The organism is Lelliottia sp. GFLA7, assembly GCF_056490165.1.
In genome coordinates, this window is record NZ_JBWLAQ010000002.1 from 93,758 (window position 1) to 114,648 (window position 20,891).

22 protein-coding genes are annotated in these 20,891 nt (G+C 52.9%); 12 read left to right on the plus strand and 10 right to left on the minus strand.

Annotation, left to right across the window (positions count from 1 at the left end; genetic code table 11):
- Positions 1 to 18 precede the first annotated feature (18 nt).
- The 3 genes from AC07RN_RS05905 (at position 19) to AC07RN_RS05915 (ending at position 2,784) form a co-directional block, all read left to right on the plus strand.
- Positions 19 to 789 carry a (S)-acetoin forming diacetyl reductase gene (locus AC07RN_RS05905; RefSeq protein WP_235135634.1) on the plus strand — a complete coding sequence of 257 codons (771 nt, stop codon included), beginning with the start codon at positions 19 to 21 and terminating at the stop codon, positions 787 to 789.
- A 393-nt stretch (positions 790 to 1,182) separates the two neighbouring features.
- Positions 1,183 to 1,470 carry a VF530 family protein gene (locus tag AC07RN_RS05910; RefSeq protein WP_012017420.1) on the plus strand — a complete coding sequence of 96 codons (288 nt, stop codon included), beginning with the start codon at positions 1,183 to 1,185 and terminating at the stop codon, positions 1,468 to 1,470.
- A gap of 6 nt (positions 1,471 to 1,476) precedes the next feature.
- Positions 1,477 to 2,784 carry a glycoside hydrolase family 10-like protein gene (locus tag AC07RN_RS05915; RefSeq protein ID WP_478335857.1) on the plus strand — a complete coding sequence of 436 codons (1,308 nt, stop codon included), beginning with the start codon at positions 1,477 to 1,479 and terminating at the stop codon, positions 2,782 to 2,784.
- 12 nt (positions 2,785 to 2,796) lie between these two features.
- On the opposite strand, the gene dsbG is transcribed toward AC07RN_RS05915, so the two are convergent.
- From dsbG to AC07RN_RS05940, 5 genes are all read right to left on the minus strand, one after another.
- The gene (gene dsbG / locus AC07RN_RS05920; protein WP_478335858.1) at positions 2,797 to 3,558 is read right to left on the minus strand and encodes a thiol:disulfide interchange protein DsbG; all 762 of its coding nucleotides are present in this window, start codon (positions 3,556 to 3,558) and stop codon (positions 2,797 to 2,799) included.
- Positions 3,559 to 3,598: 40 nt separating this feature from the next.
- Positions 3,599 to 4,819, minus strand: a complete 1,221-nt coding sequence (locus AC07RN_RS05925) for a diguanylate phosphodiesterase (RefSeq protein ID WP_478335859.1) — start codon at positions 4,817 to 4,819, stop codon at positions 3,599 to 3,601.
- A 141-nt stretch (positions 4,820 to 4,960) separates the two neighbouring features.
- Positions 4,961 to 6,268, minus strand: coding sequence for a type II toxin-antitoxin system HipA family toxin (locus tag AC07RN_RS05930; RefSeq protein ID WP_478335860.1), 1,308 nt, complete (start codon positions 6,266 to 6,268; stop codon positions 4,961 to 4,963).
- Positions 6,269 to 6,520, minus strand: a complete 252-nt coding sequence (locus AC07RN_RS05935) for a helix-turn-helix domain-containing protein (RefSeq protein ID WP_012017425.1) — start codon at positions 6,518 to 6,520, stop codon at positions 6,269 to 6,271.
- An 86-nt stretch (positions 6,521 to 6,606) separates the two neighbouring features.
- Positions 6,607 to 7,071: a winged helix-turn-helix transcriptional regulator gene (locus AC07RN_RS05940; RefSeq protein WP_478335861.1), complete on the minus strand. Its 465-nt coding sequence runs from the start codon at positions 7,069 to 7,071 to the stop codon at positions 6,607 to 6,609.
- 93 nt (positions 7,072 to 7,164) lie between these two features.
- On the opposite strand from AC07RN_RS05940, the gene AC07RN_RS05945 reads away from it, so the two are divergent.
- The gene (locus tag AC07RN_RS05945; protein ID WP_478335862.1) at positions 7,165 to 8,373 is read left to right on the plus strand and encodes an MFS transporter; all 1,209 of its coding nucleotides are present in this window, start codon (positions 7,165 to 7,167) and stop codon (positions 8,371 to 8,373) included.
- On the opposite strand, the gene AC07RN_RS05950 is transcribed toward AC07RN_RS05945, so the two are convergent.
- The gene (locus AC07RN_RS05950) at positions 8,306 to 9,823 is read right to left on the minus strand and encodes an alpha/beta hydrolase (RefSeq protein ID WP_478336276.1); all 1,518 of its coding nucleotides are present in this window, start codon (positions 9,821 to 9,823) and stop codon (positions 8,306 to 8,308) included. The two genes, AC07RN_RS05945 and AC07RN_RS05950, sit on opposite strands and share 68 nt — an antisense overlap.
- Positions 9,824 to 9,914: 91 nt before the next feature.
- Between AC07RN_RS05950 and AC07RN_RS05955 the strand changes: the two genes are divergently transcribed.
- Positions 9,915 to 10,877, plus strand: coding sequence for a mannuronate-specific alginate lyase (locus AC07RN_RS05955; protein WP_478335863.1), 963 nt, complete (start codon positions 9,915 to 9,917; stop codon positions 10,875 to 10,877).
- Here the strand turns inward: AC07RN_RS05955 and AC07RN_RS05960 are convergent.
- Positions 10,874 to 11,623 (minus strand): SDR family NAD(P)-dependent oxidoreductase, encoded by a 750-nt coding sequence (locus tag AC07RN_RS05960; RefSeq protein ID WP_478335864.1) that lies wholly within the window; start codon positions 11,621 to 11,623, stop codon positions 10,874 to 10,876. The genes AC07RN_RS05955 and AC07RN_RS05960 overlap by 4 nt on opposite strands.
- Before the next feature lie 146 nt (positions 11,624 to 11,769).
- On the opposite strand from AC07RN_RS05960, the gene AC07RN_RS05965 reads away from it, so the two are divergent.
- Positions 11,770 to 12,675: a LysR family transcriptional regulator gene (locus tag AC07RN_RS05965; protein ID WP_012017431.1), complete on the plus strand. Its 906-nt coding sequence runs from the start codon at positions 11,770 to 11,772 to the stop codon at positions 12,673 to 12,675.
- A gap of 46 nt (positions 12,676 to 12,721) precedes the next feature.
- Here AC07RN_RS05965 and AC07RN_RS05970 read toward each other — a convergent pair whose 3' ends face one another.
- On the minus strand, positions 12,722 to 13,150 hold the full coding sequence (locus AC07RN_RS05970) for an OsmC family protein (RefSeq protein ID WP_174341805.1): 429 nt from the start codon (positions 13,148 to 13,150) through the stop codon (positions 12,722 to 12,724).
- A gap of 75 nt (positions 13,151 to 13,225) precedes the next feature.
- Positions 13,226 to 14,119, minus strand: coding sequence for a LysR family transcriptional regulator (locus AC07RN_RS05975; RefSeq protein ID WP_478335865.1), 894 nt, complete (start codon positions 14,117 to 14,119; stop codon positions 13,226 to 13,228).
- A 112-nt stretch (positions 14,120 to 14,231) separates the two neighbouring features.
- Between AC07RN_RS05975 and AC07RN_RS05980 the strand changes: the two genes are divergently transcribed.
- The 6 genes from AC07RN_RS05980 to AC07RN_RS06005 all read left to right on the plus strand — a co-directional run bounded on the left by AC07RN_RS05980 (position 14,232) and on the right by AC07RN_RS06005 (position 20,158).
- Positions 14,232 to 15,083, plus strand: coding sequence for a Vmh family MBL fold metallo-hydrolase (locus AC07RN_RS05980; RefSeq protein WP_478335866.1), 852 nt, complete (start codon positions 14,232 to 14,234; stop codon positions 15,081 to 15,083).
- A 49-nt stretch (positions 15,084 to 15,132) separates the two neighbouring features.
- Entirely contained in the window at positions 15,133 to 15,654 is a 522-nt protein-coding gene (locus AC07RN_RS05985; protein WP_478335867.1) for a VOC family protein, read from the plus strand.
- Positions 15,655 to 15,808: 154 nt separating this feature from the next.
- On the plus strand, positions 15,809 to 16,027 hold the full coding sequence (bdm, locus tag AC07RN_RS05990) for a biofilm-dependent modulation protein (protein WP_012017436.1): 219 nt from the start codon (positions 15,809 to 15,811) through the stop codon (positions 16,025 to 16,027).
- A gap of 72 nt (positions 16,028 to 16,099) precedes the next feature.
- Positions 16,100 to 16,237, plus strand: coding sequence for a stationary-phase-induced ribosome-associated protein (sra, locus tag AC07RN_RS05995; RefSeq protein ID WP_012017437.1), 138 nt, complete (start codon positions 16,100 to 16,102; stop codon positions 16,235 to 16,237).
- A 175-nt stretch (positions 16,238 to 16,412) separates the two neighbouring features.
- Positions 16,413 to 18,110 (plus strand): NAD-dependent malic enzyme, encoded by a 1,698-nt coding sequence (locus tag AC07RN_RS06000; protein ID WP_478335868.1) that lies wholly within the window; start codon positions 16,413 to 16,415, stop codon positions 18,108 to 18,110.
- Between the two features lie 338 nt (positions 18,111 to 18,448).
- Positions 18,449 to 20,158 (plus strand): ABC-F family ATP-binding cassette domain-containing protein, encoded by a 1,710-nt coding sequence (locus AC07RN_RS06005; protein WP_478335869.1) that lies wholly within the window; start codon positions 18,449 to 18,451, stop codon positions 20,156 to 20,158.
- 35 nt (positions 20,159 to 20,193) lie between these two features.
- On the opposite strand, the gene AC07RN_RS06010 is transcribed toward AC07RN_RS06005, so the two are convergent.
- Complete coding sequence (locus tag AC07RN_RS06010; protein ID WP_478335870.1) at positions 20,194 to 20,793, minus strand: inorganic diphosphatase; 600 nt, start codon at positions 20,791 to 20,793, stop codon at positions 20,194 to 20,196.
- Between the last annotated feature and the right edge of the window lie 98 nt (positions 20,794 to 20,891).

The window sequence follows — 20,891 nt, forward strand, 5'->3', positions numbered from 1 at the left end:
CATGATAAGGACAAAGAAATGCAAAAAGTTGCTCTCGTAACCGGCTCAGGCCAGGGGATTGGTAAAGCGATTGCGCTTCGCCTGGTGAAAGATGGCTTTGCTGTTGCCATCGCCGACTATAACGAAGAGACGGCGAAAGCCGTCGCCGATGAGATCGTCCAAAGCGGGGGCAAAGCCATCGCCGTGAAGGTGGATGTCTCGAACCGTGAACAGGTGTTTGCGGCGGTGGAGAAAGCGCGCACCGCGCTGGGCGATTTCAATGTTATCGTCAATAATGCGGGCATTGCACCGTCTACGCCAATTGAGTCGATCACGCCAGAGATTGTCGATAAGGTCTACAACATCAATGTAAAAGGGGTGATCTGGGGTATTCAGGCCGCGATTGACGCGTTTAGAAAAGAGGGGCACGGCGGCAAGATCATTAATGCTTGCTCCCAGGCGGGCCATACCGGCAACCCGGAACTGGCGGTTTACAGCTCCAGCAAATTCGCGGTTCGCGGTTTAACCCAGACATCAGCACGGGATCTTGCTCCGCTAGGGATCACCGTTAATGCCTATTGTCCGGGCATCGTCAAAACGCCGATGTGGGCGGAAATCGATCGTCAGGTGTCTGAGGCGGCCGGTAAACCGCTAGGTTATGGCACAGAAACCTTTGCGAAACGTATTACGCTCGGCAGGTTGTCCGAACCGGAAGATGTGGCCGCCTGCGTCTCTTATCTTGCAGGACCCGATTCCGACTACATGACCGGCCAGTCCTTGCTGATTGACGGTGGGATGGTATTCAATTAAGCGCTACTAAGTTCTGGTATAAGTTTACCCCTGTAGATCTACAGGGGCCTTTTAATGACTGCTAAGTTAAGAACACCTGTGAGAGCCAGTATTTGCCAGAACATGCGCACTAACATTTAAGTGCGCATAATGTATATTATGTTAAATTCAATATCTACAAACCAACTATTGAACCTGGCTCTATCTTTATCATTAGCTGACCCACCTAACTTAATGATTCCCATACCTAAACTCAATAATGCTTGCGCTACGTGAATTCTGTAATTTCTCCCGTACACTGATGAGCCAGATTTCACGCAGGCAATCCGGAAATACAGGGATAATTTGCCGATACGCGCGCTTTCTTGTACCCTTCCCTTGCACTTCCATCACCACAATCAGAACTGGATTTATATGGCCGATCATCTTTCTAAAGACCCGTTGCATGGCATCACGCTTGAAATGCAAATCAATGCACTCGTCGCTCATTACGGCTGGGATAAACTCGGCAAACTGGTCAACATCAATTGTTTTAAAAGTGACCCTAGCGTCAAATCCAGTCTGAAGTTCCTCCGCCGCACGCCCTGGGCGCGAGCTGAAGTTGAAGCGCTGTATCTCGATTCCCGGGAAGATTTTGCATCTGATAACGATGACGATCATAACGATGACCCCTGGGCCAACAGTCGAATGAAAAAGAGCTGATCCGAAATGCCAAAAAACGTGAAACGTGCCAGCGCACTCATCGTCGTTGCGCTGTTGCTTGCCAGTTGTTCGTCCAAACCGCCCGTCTCTTTAGTGACGCCTCTTCCGCCGGTGGCAAAACATCCTTTGACGGTTAAGTCTTCCAGGGATTCAGGACCCATGCGCGGCGTTTGGCTTGCAACCGTTTCTCGTCTCGACTGGCCGCCCGTGTCATCCGTCAATATTAGCAATCCGACTACGCGCAACGTTGTGCAGAAAAAAGCGCTGACCGATAAGCTCGATAAATTGCAGAGTCTGGGAATTAACACTGTGTTTTTCCAGGTTAAACCGGACGGGTCTGCATTGTGGCCATCGCAGATATTGCCGTGGTCGGACACATTGACCGGGAAAATGGGTCAAGACCCTGGCTACGATCCGCTCCAATTTATGTTGGACGAAGCGCACAAGCGTGGCATGAAAGTTCACGCGTGGTTTAATCCTTATCGCGTGACGGTCAATACCAAACCTGGAACGGTTGCAGAACTTAATCGCTCTATTTCGCTTAATCCCGCCAGCGTATATGTTCTTCATCGCGACTGGATTCGCACGGCCAGCGATCGTTTCGTTCTCGACCCAGGTATTCCCGAAGCCAGAGACTGGATCACCAGTATTGTGGCCGAAGTCGTCTCGCGTTACCCCGTAGACGGCGTACAGTTTGATGACTACTTCTATGCTGAGACGCCGGGTTCAACGCTGAATGATAGCCTTACGTATCAGAAATATGGCAGCGGGTTCAGTTCTAAAGCGGACTGGCGACGGAACAACACCCAACAGCTTATTGAGCAAGTTTCGCGTACGATTAAGCAGTTAAATCCTAACGTTGAATTTGGCGTAAGCCCCGCTGGCGTCTGGCGGAATCGTTCACATGATCCTTTAGGATCTGAAACGTCCGGTGCGGCGGCCTACGATGAAGCCTTTGCGGATACCCGTCTATGGGTACAAAAAGGGCTGCTGGATTACATCGCCCCTCAGGTTTACTGGCCCTTTTCTCGCAAAGCGGCTCGCTACGATGTCCTGGCAAAATGGTGGGCGGACGTCGTAAAACCGACCAATACGCGTTTGTATATTGGTGTCGCGCTTTATAAAGTGGGTGAATCGTCGAAGAATGAGCCTGACTGGACCGTCAATGGCGGTGTGCCTGAGCTGAAAAAACAGCTCGATCTGAATGAATCAGTACCGCACATTGACGGTACGATTTTGTTCAGAGAAGACTATCTGAATCAGCCCCAGGCGCAGGAAGCGGTGAATTACCTGAGAACGCGCTGGGGCTCGTAAAGAATAAAAGGGCTATTCCGGTTTCGGTCCGAACATATCCAGAAGCTGTTTCTGGTCCGGCATGCCAACCACCTGCTGAAGCTCATTTTTATCATTCATATAATAAATCGCGGGCGTCGCACTGGCGCCCAGATCGTCCATCAGTTTCTGATGTTGCTGAAGCTGATTAAAGGTTTCTCGCGACGTGCCGCCTTCATATTTCGGCAGTATTTTTCCACCCGATAATTCGTATGCTTTCCAGGCTGAAACGGGGTCGGCGGCATTCAGTATCGCCGTCGCGTTCGCGCCACTTTTTGGGTTTAAAAAAGCCACCAGCAGCGTATTTAATTGCACCTTCCCTGCTTTCACCCACGGCTGCGCTTCGGCCCAAAATGTCTTACAGTAAGGACAGAAAGGATCGGCAAAAACAAACACTTTTTTCGGGGCGGTATCGGCGCCCTCTTTCAATGACTGCATTTTATTGAGTGTCTGCCACATTTCTCGTCCGAGCGGGATATAAATATCCTTCTGGAAATATTCCTCGCTGATATTTTTCCCTTTATCGTCATACAGATAACCAGAAATAACATGTTTACCGTCTGGCGTAAGAAACAGCGTAACGCCCATATCCTGATATTGACCTATCCAGCTTTTAACTCCGCCGGGAGCATCAATTTCTTTAATGTTTTTAATATCCTGCTGCTCGCCAAAATGCTTCACGACGGCAGGAATATCACCGGCAGCAAAGCTCAATGCGGGTAAAAAAAGTGCGATAAAATAAAGGCAATGTTTCATTTTTCTTTCCGGATAATATCGAGCATGTGCGGCAGCATAATTATTTCGAGTCGGTTAATTGCGGCCAGTAAATATCGCCAACGCCATTCAATTGTGGGCGGGCGAATAAGAATCCCTGGAAACGTTTTATTCCGGCAGATTCCAGCCAGCACCACTCGTCAATTTGCTCAATCCCTTCCGCCACAAGCGTAATCTCCATATCGGTACAGCAGCTGATAATGGATTTCACAATCGCCTGCTTTGGACCGCTACGATGGATATTAGTGATAATCTCGCGGTCGATTTTAATCTTGTCCGGTTGGAATTTCGTGAGAAGCGATAATCCGGCATAACCCGAACCAAAGTCATCAATCGCCAGACCAATTCCCGCCGCACGGAGCTGTTTGATGGCACTATTGAACTGGTTGAAGCCAGAAATCATCTCATTTTCAGTGACTTCGACCACGACCTGTTCCGGTAAAAGATGGTGTTTTGCGATGCTTTCCACTAAAAACTCGACCGCGCCGGGTACATTTACCAGCGACATTGGCAGTAAATTAATGGCAATTTTATGATCGCCGATACCGATTTTATCAGCCAGCGCGAAGGCATAGGCTTTCGTTTGCAGGTCGATTTCGTAAATACGGTCCGGGTCCAGGGCATTAAAAAAATGTTCAGGACTGCCGCCATCATTGCCACGGATCAGGGCTTCGAGCGATGTGATTTTGCCTTCAGAGGGATCGACAATCGGCTGGAAGGCAAACTGGCAAATCTGGTTGCTTATCAGCCCTTCAACACCGTCACCAAAAGGCGCGTGTTCGCGCTCAAGTTTCCAGTTATTGGGGCAATAAACTTTTCTGCTTCCCGATTTTTTACCTTGATTAATAAAGGTCCGAATGAATTTAAACACCCGATCGTCTGAAGTCAGATAACTGTCGAGTTTGCTATAGCGCAATACCGATGCAAGTACCGATTTTTGGCTTTCTACCTGCAGATCAAATAATACCATTCCGACGTTATCAAACCGTCTTCTTGGCCCATAATCGCGCAGAAGCTCTACGACGCATTGGTGTCGTTTGTCTCCACGGATTTTATGAAAAAGCTTAACGACACTCTCTTCCGTTCCTTCGAGGATCTGCAAAAAGTCCGTGCCGTTAAACAGCAAAATGCCGGTAATATTCAGCCCTGCATTGCGTAGCTTTGCCTGCTCGACAAGTGATGTCAGCGAGAATGGTTCACAGGATGAATTTAACTGGCTTCGATAAATGAGTGTAGTCAGCACAGTAATAAGTCCCGTTTTGATAATTGCGCTTATAAGCGATTGTTTATCATAATTTATAGCTCAGGACTAATGATATTACCGGAATGTGACTTTTTCAGATTTTCCGTGGTTTATTTAAGTTACGAAAATGTATACAGTATTTTATTCTGAACCTATTAGTTTTTCCGCTTGCTTTGCCATACCGTTAAAAATCGCGTCGCTGATATGTTCTGGGAAATCAACCGGTAACGACTGACGCACCCGTCCGATAACCGCATTTGTCATACTTCCCATTTCGACCATCATCTTTTTCGCGCGCGTAGCAGAAAAACCAACACGCTCGGCCGTGGCCGGGAAATGACGCGGTTGAATCTGAGCCCAGTGGTATTGCCGGTTTTTGCCCTGCAACGCCATGGCCATTTTCGCTTTTTGCGCAGAAATGCCCTTTGGCCCGAAGATGGGATAGGCCGACAAAATATCGTAAAGCGGCGTCATCACGTAAGCCGAATCGGGTTCGATAAACACGCTGTAATTTTTTGCATGACCATCGATCGCGCCTATCAGCCAGTAAAATATCTGCGTGCGGAAAAACGTTTCGCGATCCTGGTTTGAACGGCGCGATCCCAGCAGCAAGGTCATGATGTCGGCGATGCCTGGCCCGCCGTGAGATTCATACTTAAGCGCAGGTGAATAGCCGAGAGCCTGACACATATCTTCTTGCGGGAGGCGCATCAGCCACTTTCCGTCTCGCGACCATTTACGATCAAAACGCTCGACAATCAGCACTTTCTTGTCGGCATATGTCGCTAACGTGGCCTCCGCCACCGCAAAACCGAACTCACGCGCAAGACGTAAACACAGCCACTCATTCTCACAGCTTTCACTCAGATCAATATTGTTCTGTTCAATTTTCCCGATGGGCAGTTTGAAAATATGGCTGGTTGGCGTGCTGCCAGTGGGCCGTTGCCAGCAATCCTGATGCCAGAGCAGCGCCGTTTTTTCTTGCGCACCGGCAATAGAGATCCTGAAGTCCTGGTCGTCGGTCATCCCCAACGGCGCATTACGATACCCATCCAGCAGGGCCGCAATCTCGTTATCCGAAAGCGGCGTGGCGTGCATGTGCGTCACCGGCGGTATTTCACTGTTTTCCGGGTAGAGCTGGATTGCGCCTACACAGTCGCGGCCAACGCTTGCCAGTAAATCGAAAGGATGGTCAGTAGGGATTTTAAAGCGCGTTTGCATGCGCGAGATAATCGCCTGCGAATCAGGCAGCAGATTGCTAAAGAAGTTATACACAGCCTCGCCTTCCTGACGACGCGGCGTTAACGGTAGCGACTGCGAAATCACACGCGCGCCCGGCGTGTCGAGCCATGTCTGCGCATAGCGCCAGGACATCGCCCCTTTGCCGTTACGATACAGCGTGCCGACAACGGTTCCGTTCATCGCAACGGTCAGTTTACTGGTTTTCATTTACCACTCCTGCGTCCAGCCGCTGTCCTTTTCTGACGCCTGGCCCCGGGGCACGACGTGCAGTTCTAAATCCAGTGCCGAAAGCAGACGAAACAACGTCTCCAGCTTGCTGGTATCCGGGTTTTGTTCAAAGCCTGATACTGTGGTTTGCTTCATCCCCACGCGCTCGGCGGCTTCTGCTTGAGTCAGTTCCAGTGCTTTGCGCTGGTCTCGCATGGCATTGGCCAGCATGGTTGATGTGGTAATTTTCATGTGCGCTCTCTTTTATCCCCGATCGCGGATAAAATTAAAATATCCCCTCTCGGGGATAAAAGCAAATTATACCCGCCAGGGGATATTTACGATTTATCCCCGTACGAGGATATTCCGCTGATGCGCTGGAGCTGTTCGGGCGTCAGTACGTTGCCATTGCGATCCGTGACGCGCAGCCTGGCGACGGGTTGGTGTGCCGCGTCCACTAAACGTGATACCGATTCACCTTCCTGGAACAGATGTTCTTCACCCCACTGGCGCAGGCTGACAATCAGGGGAAGCAGCGATTTGCCCTTCTCGGTCAGGTGATAGGCTTTATACGCCCCGCCTTCATTTGCCGGAGCCTGTGAGAAAATACCCGCCTCAAGCAGAATTTTCAGGCGCGCCGCCAGCACATTTTTCGCGACGCCGGTGCTTTTCTGGAAGTCACTAAACCGGCTCATGCCATCGAAAGCGTCACGAATAATCATCAGCATCCAGCGATCGCCCAGTAAATCGACGGTACGCGCTAACGGACAGGTTGTGGTTACAAACGTTTCTTCATGCGTCATAACAAATACTCGTCAAATCTAGTTGCAAATAAAAACCAGAATGGATAATGATCAACTGGTTTTTATTTAAAACCAGATTAAAGGATAATGCAAATGACCTGTACGGAATACCCTGGCGTGACAGCACCGCTATCCTCTCGCATGATTTTACTCTTTGCGACACTCTGCGCCTTTGCCGTGGCGAACGTCTACATGACGCAGCCGCTGCTGGACCAAATCGCCCTCTCGCTCGGCGAGAATGAATCCAGAATGGGCATGATCATCACCGCGACACAAACAGGTTACGCGCTGGGGCTGATGCTGCTGGTTCCGCTTGGTGACCTGATTAACCGCAAACGGCTGGTCACGCTCATGTTACTGGCAAGCAGTGGGTTGTTGCTCGCTGCGTCCATGGCCTCTTCTCTTTACGGGTTAAGCGGCATGCTGAGTCTGGTGGGCGCGATGGCGGTGGTCGTGCAAATCATCGTGGCGTTTGCCGCCAGTCTGTCGGCCCCGGAAAAGCGCGGTCAGGTTACGGGCATCGTCACCAGCGGTGTGGTGATGGGTATTTTGCTCGCACGCCTGGTCTCGGGCTTTTTGGCGCAGTGGGCGGGCTGGAGAGTCGCGATTATGGTCTCGGCCGGGGCGATGTTCCTGATGGCGCTGCTTTTCATCCGTACTGCGCCGGATGAGCGTAAACAAGACTCTACGCAATCGTACGGGCAACTGATGCTGTCGGTGTTTTCCCTGTGGCGTGAAATCCCCGCGCTGCGCTCACGCGGCATTCTGGCCTTGCTGATATTTATGAATTTTAGCGTGCTATGGACATCCCTGGTTTTCCCGCTCAGTCATGCGCCGTTTAGTCTGACCACTGCACAGATTGGCCTGTTCGGTCTGGCAGGTATTGCTGGGGCACTGGCGGCAAGGCAAGCCGGAACCTTGGCCGATCGAGGCCACGGACAACACGTCACCGGGTTCGCGCTGGTGTTGTTGTTGCTCTCATGGATGGTAATGGCATGGGGCGGCTCATCGCTAATTGCGCTGACGTTAGGCATCATCCTGCTGGACTTTGCCGTACAGGCGGTTCACGTCACTAGCCAGAGCATGATTTTTGCAACAAAACCGCAAGCCACCAGCCGACTGGTGGCCGCCTATATGTTTTTCTACTCTGTCGGAAGCGCCATCGGTGCCCTGCTCGCCACCCGCGTTTGGAGTCAATACGGCTGGACGGGCGTGTGTCTTTTGGGCGCGACGATTAGCGTACTGGCGTTGCTTTACTGGCTGCTGATTGACAGGAGTCGGCACAGCCAGACAGCTGATTAATCCGCGCCACCATATAGTCATAGAACGGATTCGAGGTAACACGCATCAGCGAGTCCATGCCAACAACCAGCGTCGAGGTTTCTCCACGCAGGGAAACATTGCCCAGATTGATCCCGTAACGCTGCGGATCGGTGGGCTGGCTGCCGTAAAGATCGTCATTGGGTGGGAACGGAATCGCGACATGCGAAAGCGAGTAGAGATCGCGCGGATAGGAGATCGTCAGCAGTTGGACGTTTTCATCCCGTTCACCGGCGCGCGTAGTTCTGGCAACCGTCTCTAAACTCTGTGCCGACGCATTGGTGACCACCGTGGTCGTGAACCGGCGCGGCGTGGGCGGTAACAGCGATTCCGCTGCCACATACGCCCCCGGGCGGAACAGGGGTCGCAGCGTCGCGGCCTGGTTTATATCGAAAAGAACCAGCGCGCTACCGTTTGCCGGTAACAGGTTAAACAGCGAATCCACCACGCCGCGGGTACTGACGGTTGAATCCATCACCGACTGAAAAGCCAGAACCGGCGCAAGAGTCTCGAGCTTGCCATTGCGTGCATCGTTATTGAGCTGTTTCTGCAATGCCTGCGTCAGCAGCCAGGATTGACGTGCCGCTTTAACCGGAAACGAATTGTATTTAAACGGATTATATTCCGGCAATACGCTCAGCCAGGCCGCTTTGGCAAACGGCGGTAACAACGCCGGTAATCCTGCCAGCCCGGCGAAACGGGCAAACGCATTCACGCGGATCATTGGAGACAGCAGAATTAGCTGCTGTGGTTGGCGCAACTGCGGATCGTCGAGCGCATCGAGGGCGTATTTCATCGCCAGCGCCCCGCCATTGGAATATCCCAGCAGATGCAAAGGCACGTCCTTGCCTGCAAGACGCGTTGCTTCACGCACTGCCAGCCGCGTGACCGCCATCCAGTCTTGCCAGTCGACATCGGTGAGCGCACCCGGCGCCGTACCGTGACCCGGCAGACGCGGGGCGATCGCGATAAACCCCTGTTGCTGATAGTCACTGGCAAGGCTTTTCACGCTGTACGGCGAGTCCGTCAGGCCGTGCAGCAATACCACCACGCCTTTCGGCTTTGCACTTGGCATCAAAACAAACGAGCGATTACCCTCATCAGGAAAATGGCCCGACCATACCGGGCTATGACGATAGTAACGATTGAGCGGCGTTTTTTCGTTACCCTGTAACGTATCGGTCACGTCGGTCTGCAAATCATGGAAAATCGCTGTTTCACGCGTCAGATAATCATTAAAAGTGGCCTGATCAATCTCGCGTGCCGTCATCTCATTCGCCGTCCATGTATGCCACGGCTGGAGCGCGGGACCCGTTTGCGACTTATAGATCCGGACGGCCAGAAGCACAATGACCACAATGCCCAACGCCTTTGCGCCATTTTTTAGTACAGCCAACAAACGCGTTCGTATCCGCTGCGGCAGGTTAGTCATTCGATGCCCTTTCATGAAAAATTCGTTTTCTATTAAATGTTAACAGAATAGCGGATAGACGCGGCATACGCTGCTGACGTAAAGTCAACGGATGCGCCTACTTATCGTTCTACTCTTTATTTCGGGTTCAGCTTGCGCGGCTCAGCTTGTGCCGCCGTCAGGTTTTATCCAGCCCTTCCCGCAAACGGCAAAAGGGAAATGCGTGCCCCTTCCCGCGCCATATACCGGTCACCTGGATTTTCGCAGTAAATACGAAGGGTCGGACAGCGCCCGTGCCACGTTAAATCCGGAAGCAGAAAACACCTTTCGTCAGCAGACAAAACACATTACCGATTTCGAACGCGGCATCTCGGAAATGGTCTGGCGCTATAAACGCAGCGGCGACACGAAAACCCTTAGCTGCATTCTGGACGGTTACCGCCGTTGGGCTGACGCGGATGCGCTGACGTCTACCACCGCCAATCATACGGGGCGTTCGATGCGCAAATGGGCGCTGGCAACACTTGCCACGAGTTGGCTGGAACTGGATACCCCGCAAAAAAGCACAGAAACCGAACGCTGGCTGTCAAAGCTTGCCGATCAGGTGGTGAAGGACTGGGACGGACTGCCGCTGGAAAAAACCAATAATCACAGCTACTGGGCGGCGTGGTCGGTGATGGCCGCGTCAGTGGCGCTGAATCGTCAGGATCTGTTTGACTGGTCGCTCAAGGAGTACCGCATCGCGGCTCATCAGATTGATGACAACGGACAGTTGCCCAACGAACAAAAACGCGGTGCGCGGGCGGTGGCTTATCACAACTACGCCCTTCAGCCACTGGTGATAATCGCAAGCTTTGCAAAGGCAAATCAGGTGGACGTCACACAGGAAAATCACGGTGCGCTCACGCGGCTGGCGAGCTATGTTTTGCGGAAAGATAAAACCCATCTGGAATGGCTGGAGCCATACTGTGCGTTATCGCACTGTGACGATGCGACGTTAACGCTGCGCGACGCCAGCCGTCCCTTGAAAAACCGCCGTCTGGGGGGAGATTTGACGGCGTTATATCAACCTTAGATCTGCGCCATACCGCCGTCGACAAACAGCTCAACGGCATTGATAAAGCTGGCGGCGTCGGAGGCCAGAAACGCAACGACTTTCCCGACTTCCGCTGGCTCACCAATCCGACCCAGCGGAACCTGCGCCGCCAGTCCATCATAAAGACCCTGGCGCTGCTCCTCAGGAACCAATCCGCCCAATCCAGGCGTTTTGACCGGGCCCGGACTCACCACATTGACCCGAATACCACGCCCCTGCAAATCCAGCGCCCATGAACGCGCAAAATTTCTCACTGCCGCCTTGCTGGCGCTATAAACGCTAAAGTTGGCGGTGCCTTTTACCGAAACGGTAGACGCGGTCAGGATGATGGACGAGCCAGCACTCAGAAGCGGTAACGCCTTCTGGACAGTAAACAGTACGCCACGAACGTTAGTCCCGAATATCCGGTCAAAATGCTCTTCGGTGATAGCACCCAGCGGCAGCATGTCCCCGCCACCGGCGTTGGCAAACAAAATGTCCAGACGCCCCGACTCCTCTGCGATCTGCGCGTAGACCTTATCCAGGTCGTCCAGACGGGAGGCATCCGCCCGGATACCCGTTGCCGACGCACCAACTAGCGCGACAGCATCATCCAGCTCCTGCTGGCGACGTCCGGTGAGGTAGACTTTTGCCCCTTGCGCCGCCAGTTCCTGCACGGTGGCAAGACCGATGCCCGTACTCCCGCCCGTGACCAGGGCAATCTTGCCTGAAAGTGGTTGACTCATTTTCAATCTCCTCAACGATGTTTGAATAGGCTGTCAGTCAGCCGGTAAACACACTCTAGTCGCAGAAGAATTAATGAAAAATTAGCAAAAATAGAAAATACTCTTTCCACAGGTGGATAATCAGGTTTCTCACGGAGAACGACATCGTGGATCAATTAATGGCTATGCGCGCGTTTACGCGGGTGGTGGAAACCGGCAATTTTACGCGGGCAGCGGATTCGCTGAACCTGCCGAATGCCACGTTAAGTAAGCTGGTAAAATCGCTCGAAGCCCATCTCGGCGTGCGTCTTTTACATCGCACCACCCGGCGCGTCGTCGCCACGCCTGAGGGACAGGACTATTACGAAAAAGCCTCGCGGGTGCTCATTGATATCGAGGAGATCGACACCTCATTTAGCGCGTCTCAGCGCAGGCCGAAAGGCTATTTGCGTATCGATATCGGGGGATCTACCGCACGCGAAGTGCTGATCCCGGCGTTACCGGATTTTTTAAAGCGCTATCCGGAAATCAAAATCGATTTAGGCGTGTCCGATCGGCCGGTGGATCTGATTAGCGGGAATGTGGATTGTGTGATCCGTGGCGGCCCACTCAATGACTCGTCGCTGATTGCGCGTCATATCGGTGATGCCACAATGGTGACCTGCGCGACACCGGGCTATCTGAAGGCTGCAGGTGTGCCTGCCTATCCGGATGAATTACGAAACGGACACAAGCTGGTGAGCTATTTATCGCCACTGACGGGCAGAGCATTCCCCTTTCGCTTTATCATCGAGGGTGAAATGCGGGAGCTGAAAACGCAGCATCATATCGGGGTGAACGAAAGCAACGCGCACCTGGCGGCGGCCGTGGCCGGGATGGGGATTATTCAGACTTTTTGCTATGCGGCCAAAGATGCTCTGAAAGACGGTACGCTGGTTGAGATCCTGCAGGCATGGCGGCCCGCGAGCTACCCTTTTCATGTTGTGTATCCGCAGAACCGGCACATGACGCATCGGTTACGGGTATTTATCGACTGGCTTACCGAGATATTTCCTACGGCACTGCGCGGCTAACGCGAAAGAGATAAGCCGGGCAGTCGCCCGGCTTCGTGCATCGTACTTAGTTCAGTGTGTAATCCAGCGTGATTTCCGCTTTCAGGACCTGAGAAACCGGGCATCCCGCCTTGGCTTTCTGGATAATGCCGTCGAACTGTTTCGGATCAATGCCAGGGACCGTCACTTTGCTTTGCAACGCAATTTTGCTGATGGCAAAGCCACTGTCGGTTTTGTCGAGGGAGACATCCGCAGTGGTATCGATGGAGTCTGCGGTATACCCCGACTCACCCAGCATTAGCGAAAGCGCCATCGAGAAACAGGCCGCGTGCGCTGCGCCAATTAACTCTTCCGGGTTAGTCCCTTTTTCACCCTCAAAGCGGGTATTAAAGCCGTAGGGCTGCTGATTCAAAACGCCGCTTTCGGTTGAAACCGTGCCTTTGCCGCGTTTAATGTCGCCAGACCAGTGTGCTGAACCGTGCTTATGAATCGTCATTGATGCTCTCCTTTTGGCTTACAAAGGGTTAAGTATAGAACGTCGATTCCGTTCTGAGAGGAAGCCAGAAGAGTCTTAGACCTTAGCGCACAATTGCAGCAGATGATTTGCCAGCGCATCGAGGAAAACGCGCAACGCGGCGGGCTGATAATCCCTCGACAAATAAATACCATAAATCGCAATCGGTTTTGGCGTGAATGCCGGTAACACAGGTACAAGCGCCCCGCTGCTCAGCGCCGATTGCGCCTCCAGTTCCGGCAGCATAGCGATACCGCAATCGTTGATCGCCGCCTCCATCAGCAATGACGAGATACTGGCGCTCAAATTACCGCTGACGGCGGCTGTCACCACGTCCCCTTCCTCGGTAACAAGGCTCCAGGATTGTCCGGCAAAAAAACTGTAATGCAGGCAGTTATGCCCCGCCAGATCGTCAATCGACTGGGGATGGCCTTTGTCTGCAAGATACGCAGGAGACGCACAAAGCACGGAACGACACTCCCCGAGACGACGGGCAATCATGCCGGGCTCCGGGTTATCGGTAATGCGGATCGCCACATCAATGCGTTCGCCCACCAGACTGACCGGGTGATTATTAACATCCATCTCCACGCGTAGCTGCGGATATCGCGACAGAAAATCCGGCAACATGGGTGCGACGATTTGCATCGCCGTAAAATGCGCGCAGGCCACGCGTAGCGTTCCGGCGGGCACATCTTTTGCCGACTGGTCTTCGATTTCCTGCGACAGCTGAATGATATTGCGCACTTTCAGCAAGACCTTTTCTCCGGCGGGCGTGAGCGTCAGCTTGCGCGTCGAGCGGTGAACCAAGCGCGTTCCCGCCCACTTTTCCATCTGCTCCAGATAGCGGCTCACCATAGGACGAGAAATCCCCAGTGCGCGCGCCGCGGCGCTCAGACTCCCCAGCTCACAAATTCGGTTATAGACCTGGGCGGCGATAACGCGATCCATTTTAACGACTCCATCTGCTCGATTTATGAAACTAAGCATGTCTTGTTTCAGGAATTCTGGCAAATGAAGATATCCGTACAATAGAGACTTCTGATCCTATTGAGACAACATCATGAAACTGAACCGCCTTGCCCTGCTTTGCACCCTGTTGACGCCTGCTGTGTTCGCCGCGCCGTTGACGCTGGATACCTACAATCCGCAGGAGAAAGGCATTTTTGCTGTCTCCTCTACGCTGGTATCAGGGCCGAAAGAAGCGGTGCTGTTTGACGCGCAATTCAGCGTGAAAGATGGCGAAGCGCTGGTCGAAAAAATTCGTCGCAGCGGCAAAACGCTCAGCAAAATTGTGATCACATCGGGTGATCCGGATTTCTACTTCGGCCTGCAGCCGCTGGTGAAAGCATTCCCGAACGCCAAAGTGGTCGCCACACAAAAAGTGGTCGATCACATCAAGGAAACCAAAGATGCCAAACTGGCCTTCTGGGGGCCGCAAATGAAAGACGGCGCACCGACAGAGCTGATTGTTCCGCAGGTGATCGCGTCAACAACGTTTATGGTTGACGGCGAGAAGATTGATATTGAACAGCCAGACAGCTACGCGGCCTATGTGTGGATCCCTTCGGTAAAAGCGATTCTCGGCGGCACCGGCGTTTCCTGGGGTATTCACGTCTGGACAGCGGATACCCAGAGCAAAGCGAGCCGCCAGCAGTGGCAAGAGACGCTTACCGAAATGGCCGCGCGTAAGCCGGCGCGTGTGATCCCGGGTCATTACCTTGGAACGCCGCCTGCGGGGTCAGAAGCCATCGACTTTACCCGCACTTATCTGCAGCAATTTGAGCAGGCTTTGACGGCGCATAAGGATTCAACAGCCGTGATCGGCACGATGAAAAAACAGTGGCCAACGCTGGCAGAAGACAGCTCGCTGGAGCTGAGCGCGAAGGTCAATACCGGCGAAATGAAGTGGTAACACGATAATATTCTCCTGCTATAGTGATTTTTTATAGCAGGAGAAAAATATGCCTTCTACCGTCCGAGGAATTGATCATATCGGTATTACAGTACCGGATATTGAGCAAGCCACACTATTTTTCGAAAAAGCGTTAGGTGCTCAGGTTCTTTATCGCTCCGTACAGCCCGGGGACGATAATATCGATAACGCATCACAAGAGAAAACGCTGCGTTTATTTCCCGGCACGCGAATCCGCGCTATTCGTATGCTGGCGCTTCCCCACGGCCCCGGTATTGAACTGTTCGAAATGCACGGTCCGGAGCAGCAGCCAGCCGCACGCCCGAGTGATTTTGGCCTTCAGCATTTTGCTGTGTATGTCGATGATTTTTCGCAGGCTATCGCCAGATTCACAGCGGCAGGCGGTGAAATGTTTACGGAACCCAAACCGCTGACATTTCCCGATGAACGCGGTGAAGGCAACGCGTTTTGCTACGGAAAAACCCCCTGGGGCAGCGTGATAGAATTAATTTCCTGGCCCTCTCCGATGCCTTACGAAAAATATATCCCGTTACGTCGTTGGAAACCGTAATACACGTTAAAAATGTGGTGATTATGATATTTTTATTTCCAGGATGAATCTGAGCCACAGCGGTAAAAATATTTGCCATTCTGAATGTGAATTACGAAGTGCGAGCCGAAGCATTAAATAGATAAAAACAGATAACGACACGGAGGCAGGCAGCATGTTTACTCATTACTCAGCAAATACACAATCCGCACAACCGGACCTCGTTCATGCCATTGAACAAGGCCTGCGCGCTGAACACGGCGCGGTCACTGAAGATGACATTTTAATGGAACTGACCCGTTGGGTAGAAGCCGCGGACAATGACATCCTCAGTGACATTTATCAGCAGACCATTAACTACGTCGTGAGTGGTCAGCACGCAACCTTGTCATAACCCAAGGGGTGACATTTCGTTTGCGAAAGCAAGCGTATCCTTCAAAACTCGCAACAGAATTGAGGAGTACACATGAAATCGAACCGTCATGCACGTCATATTCTGGGACTGAACTACAAGCTCTCCAATAAACGCAAAGTCGTGATTGAGGACAGCAACGAAACGGTAGTCACCCATGCGTCCGGCAGAAAACGTCACGCGGACAAATAAATCCCCGTCAGACTGACAACACCATCGGCAAAACCGATGGTGTTTTTGTATGTGCGCTACGAGTAATTAACATTCAGCTCCTTTATACTACTGTCCGACCGCAGCCCTGCCAGCAAGCCAGAAAGATGACAACCTACAGTGCCAGGGACGGATATCTAAAAATCGAGTGAGTGACATGGACAAGAAAACAAAAAAACATCGTTCCCTTTATATCCCCTACGCGGGACCGGTTCTGCTGGAGTTTCCCCTACTGAACAAAGGCAGCGCGTTTAGCGCCGAAGAGCGCAGCAGCTTCAACCTGCTGGGCTTACTGCCGGAAGTGGTCGAAACCATCGAAGAGCAAGCCGAACGCGCCTGGATCCAGTATCAGGGATTCAAAACCGAAATCGATAAGCACATCTACCTGCGAAACATTCAGGATACCAATGAAACCCTCTTCTACCGCCTGGTGCAAAATCATCTCGAAGAGATGATGCCGGTGATCTACACCCCTACGGTGGGTGCGGCGTGTGAGCGTTTCTCCGAGATTTATCGTCGTTCTCGCGGCGTGTTTATCTCTTACGAGAACCGTCACAACATGGATGACATTCTGCAAAACGTGCCAAACCACAACATCAAAGTGATTGTGGTGACGGATGGCGAACGTATTTTGGGTCTCGGCGATCAGGGTATCGGCGGGATGGGTATTCCGATCGGTAAACTTTCTTTGTACACCGCCTGTGGGGGTATCAGCCCGGCGTACACGCTGCCGGTTGTGCTCGACGTCGGTACGAACAATCAGCAACTGTTGACTGACCCGCTATATATGGGCTGGCGTCACCCGCGCGTGACGGACGACGAGTATTACCAGTTCGTCGATGATTTCATCCAGGCGGTTAAACATCGCTGGCCGGACGTGCTGCTGCAGTTCGAAGATTTCGCGCAGAAAAACGCGATGCCGCTGCTCAACCGCTACCGCGATGAGATTTGCTCGTTCAACGATGATATTCAGGGTACCGCGGCAGTCACTGCCGGGACGCTGATCGCCGCCAGCCGTGCGGCAGGCAGCCAACTGAGCTATCAAAAAATTGTCTTCCTGGGTGCCGGTTCTGCGGGTTGTGGTATTGCAGAGCAGATCATCGCCCAAACCCAGCGCGAAGGCTTAAGCGAAGAGCTGGCGCGCTCACGCGTCTTTATGGTTGACCGTTTTGGCCTGCTGACGGATGCCATGCCAAACCTGTTGCCGTTCCAGACCAAACTGGTGCAAAAGCGCGAGAATCTGAAAAACTGGGACACCGATAACGAAGTGCTCTCTTTGCTGGACGTGGTACGTAACGTAAAGCCCGATATCCTGATTGGCGTGTCAGGCCAGACCGGATTATTCACCGAAGAAATCATTCGTGAGATGCACAAGCACTGCGAACGCCCGATCGTGATGCCGCTGTCTAACCCAACGTCACGCGTCGAAGCTACGCCGCAGGACATCATTGCCTGGACCGAAGGCAACGCGCTGGTCGCGACCGGCAGCCCGTTTGATCCGGTTATCTGGAAAGACAAAGTCTACCCTATCGCTCAGTGCAACAACTCCTACATCTTCCCGGGTATTGGCCTGGGCGTGATTGCCTCTGGCGCGTCGCGCATCACCGATGAGATGCTGATGTCGGCAAGTGAAACGCTGGCACAGCACTCGCCGCTGGTGAAGAATGGCGAAGGACTGGTTCTGCCAGAACTCAAAGATATTCACATCGTGTCGCGCGCCATTGCCTTTGCCGTCGGCAAAATGGCGCAGCAGCAGGGCGTGGCGGTGAAAACCTCCGCCGATGCGTTGCAACAAGCGATCGACGAGAACTTCTGGATGCCGGAATACCGCAGCTATCGCCGTACCTCGATTTAAATTATTGTGAACTGACCCTCTCTCCGTAGGAGAGGGTCAGCACTGAATCGCAACGCATTCTTCCCCGACTAGCAAAATCCCACTGACCCCGTTACACTCCTTTTATCCATTAACTTGATGAATATATAAGGAGGCCAATTATGCTGTACTGTGAAATTTTCAATTTTTCACATACTTTAGGTGATCGCACTAGCTCAAGCGTTATCGACTTCATGTTGCGATAACTTCTGCTTGAGCGAAGACACCCACTACTGAATCCCTTCTCTCGGGCTTACTGAGTTATCGTCAGCGACGTTTGACGAGGCATTTCCATGCCTGTAACACTTGAGTAAGCAACAATGAGCACATTACTAACTGCACAATCTTTACGTGTCGATACCGCGTTCACGACGCTCTTCGACTCGCTCTCCTTTACCCTGAAAAAAGGCGACCGCATTGGTTTGCTGGGTGATAACGGCTGCGGCAAAAGCACCCTGCTGAAAATTCTCGATGGCACCGATTCTCCGGCAGTCGGCACGGTCGCACTCGCCGGACACTGTCTGATGTCGCGCGTCGAGCAGCATCTGCCGGAGGCGATTTATCCTCTAACGATGATCGACGCCGTGCTGGCGCAACTCCCGGCGACTGAGCGCGATAGCCTGTGCTGGAAAGCAGAAACCCTGCTCGCGACGATGGGCTTCACCGCGCCAGATATGGCCCTGCACTCCGCGACGTTAAGCGGCGGGCAACACACGCGTCTGCTGCTGGCGCGCGCGCTGATTAGCGATCCCGATCTGCTGTTGCTGGATGAGCCGAGCAACCACCTTGATCTCCCCACCATGCTGTGGCTGGAGCAGTTTTTACAGAACTGGTCCGGTAGCTTTGTGCTGGTTTCCCACGACCGTCAGCTGCTGGACGCCGTCACCAACGGAAGCTGGATCTTGCGCGATAAAACGCTGCACGCCTTCGCGCTGCCCTGCACTGCTGCACGTCATGCGCTGACGGCACGAGATGAAAGCGATGCCCTGCGGCATAAAGCGGAGCAAAAGGAGATTGATCGGGTGGCGGCGAGCGCAAAACGGCTGGCGACCTGGGGCAAGGTCTACGACAACGAAGATCTGGCCCGCAAAGCCAAACAGATGGAAAAACAGGTCGAGCGCTTAAAGGATAGCCAGACCGATCTCACCGCGGGCAGCCAGTGGACGCTCACGCTTAAAGGTGATGCTCTGCGCGCGGATCGTTTGCTGGAGATCCAACATCTGTCCGTTCCGCCTGCGCCTGGGTTAACGCCTCTGTTTGATATTGATATCGCCCGGCTTAAAAGCGGCGATCGCATCGCGATTATGGGGCGTAATGGCTGCGGTAAATCTTCACTGATGAGGCTTATCTGGCGGCAATTTACCGCCGGGCAAGACGCGGATGAGCTTAAAATCCACCCGCGCGTCACGCTGGGTTATTACGACCAAACGCTGCATCAGCTGCCGGATGACGCTCTGCTGCTGGACGCGCTTGAGCCGTTCGCACCCGATCCGCAGATTCGGAAAATGGCGCTGATTAGCGCAGGTTTCCCGTGGCCGCGTCACGGGCAAAAAGTCTCAACGCTGAGCTGTGGCGAGCGTTCACGCCTGCTGTTTGTCGGGCTCACGCTTGCGCGCTACAGCCTGCTGATGCTTGACGAGCCGACCAACCATCTGGATATGGAAGGCAAAGAGGCGCTGGCCGACACGCTGCAACAGTTTGAGGGCGGCGTGCTGCTGGTGAGCCATGACCGGCAGTTAATCAGTCAAAGCTGTAATCGGTTCTGGCTGGTCGAAGACGGCAAACTGAGCGAATGGCACGATGCCGACGCGGTCTTTGAACGGTTGCGTGAAAGCAGCGGGTTGAAACCCATTGCCACGTCGCGATCTGCTGAAGAGGACCATCTGCCGGAATGCGACGATCTGCTAGAACGGCTGGTGACGCTGGAATCGTTGCTGGCGGAGGATTTGGCGCGTAAGCCGAAGCATCAAAAACCTCAGCTTCAGGAACAGTGGCGAAAGGAGATTGAAATTCTGGAAGCCCAGTTGTAAATCGGTGCCCGGCGGTTAAACGCCGGGCGCATTTTTTATTGCGGTTTTTTCTCTTTCCAGACATCCCATGCCTGTTTAATTTCTTGCTTCGCGGCGGCGGCATCGTTAAAACCGCTCAGCTCCACTTTTTTGCGCCCTTCTGGCAACTCTTTATAGACGCGGAAAAAGGCTTCCAGACGCTGTACTTCTATTTTCGGCAGGTCGCTGAGTTCTTTAATGTCGTCGTAAGTCGGGTCGATTTTGCTTGCTGGAACGGCAACAATTTTGTCGTCTTTCTCGCCGCCATCGACCATTTTCAGCACGCCAATCGCGCGCAGTTTAATGAGCGTCCCGGGCGCCAAAGGCGCACGCGTATAGAAAATGACGTCCAGCGGATCGCCATCGCCTGCCAGGGATTGGGTCAGCGAGCCGTAGTTAGCCGGATAGGCCACCGGCATCGACTGGAAACGATCGGCAATAATAAAACCGGTTTTGGCGTCGGTTTCGTATTTGATAATGCCGCCCGCCGGGATCTCGGTGACGGCATAGAATTCTTCCGGGTTATTTTCTGGCTGCGGGAATTCCAGAATATTTTGTGCCTGCGCGGAGGCGGACAGGAGAACGCTAACGGCGATGATTTTTTTGACCAGATGCATTGTCTTTTAACTCTTCGGTTATTGAGAAGACAACACGTTACGTTTAGCCGATGACAGAACCATGACGCCTGCATGACAGAAAATCAGGCGTTCATGTA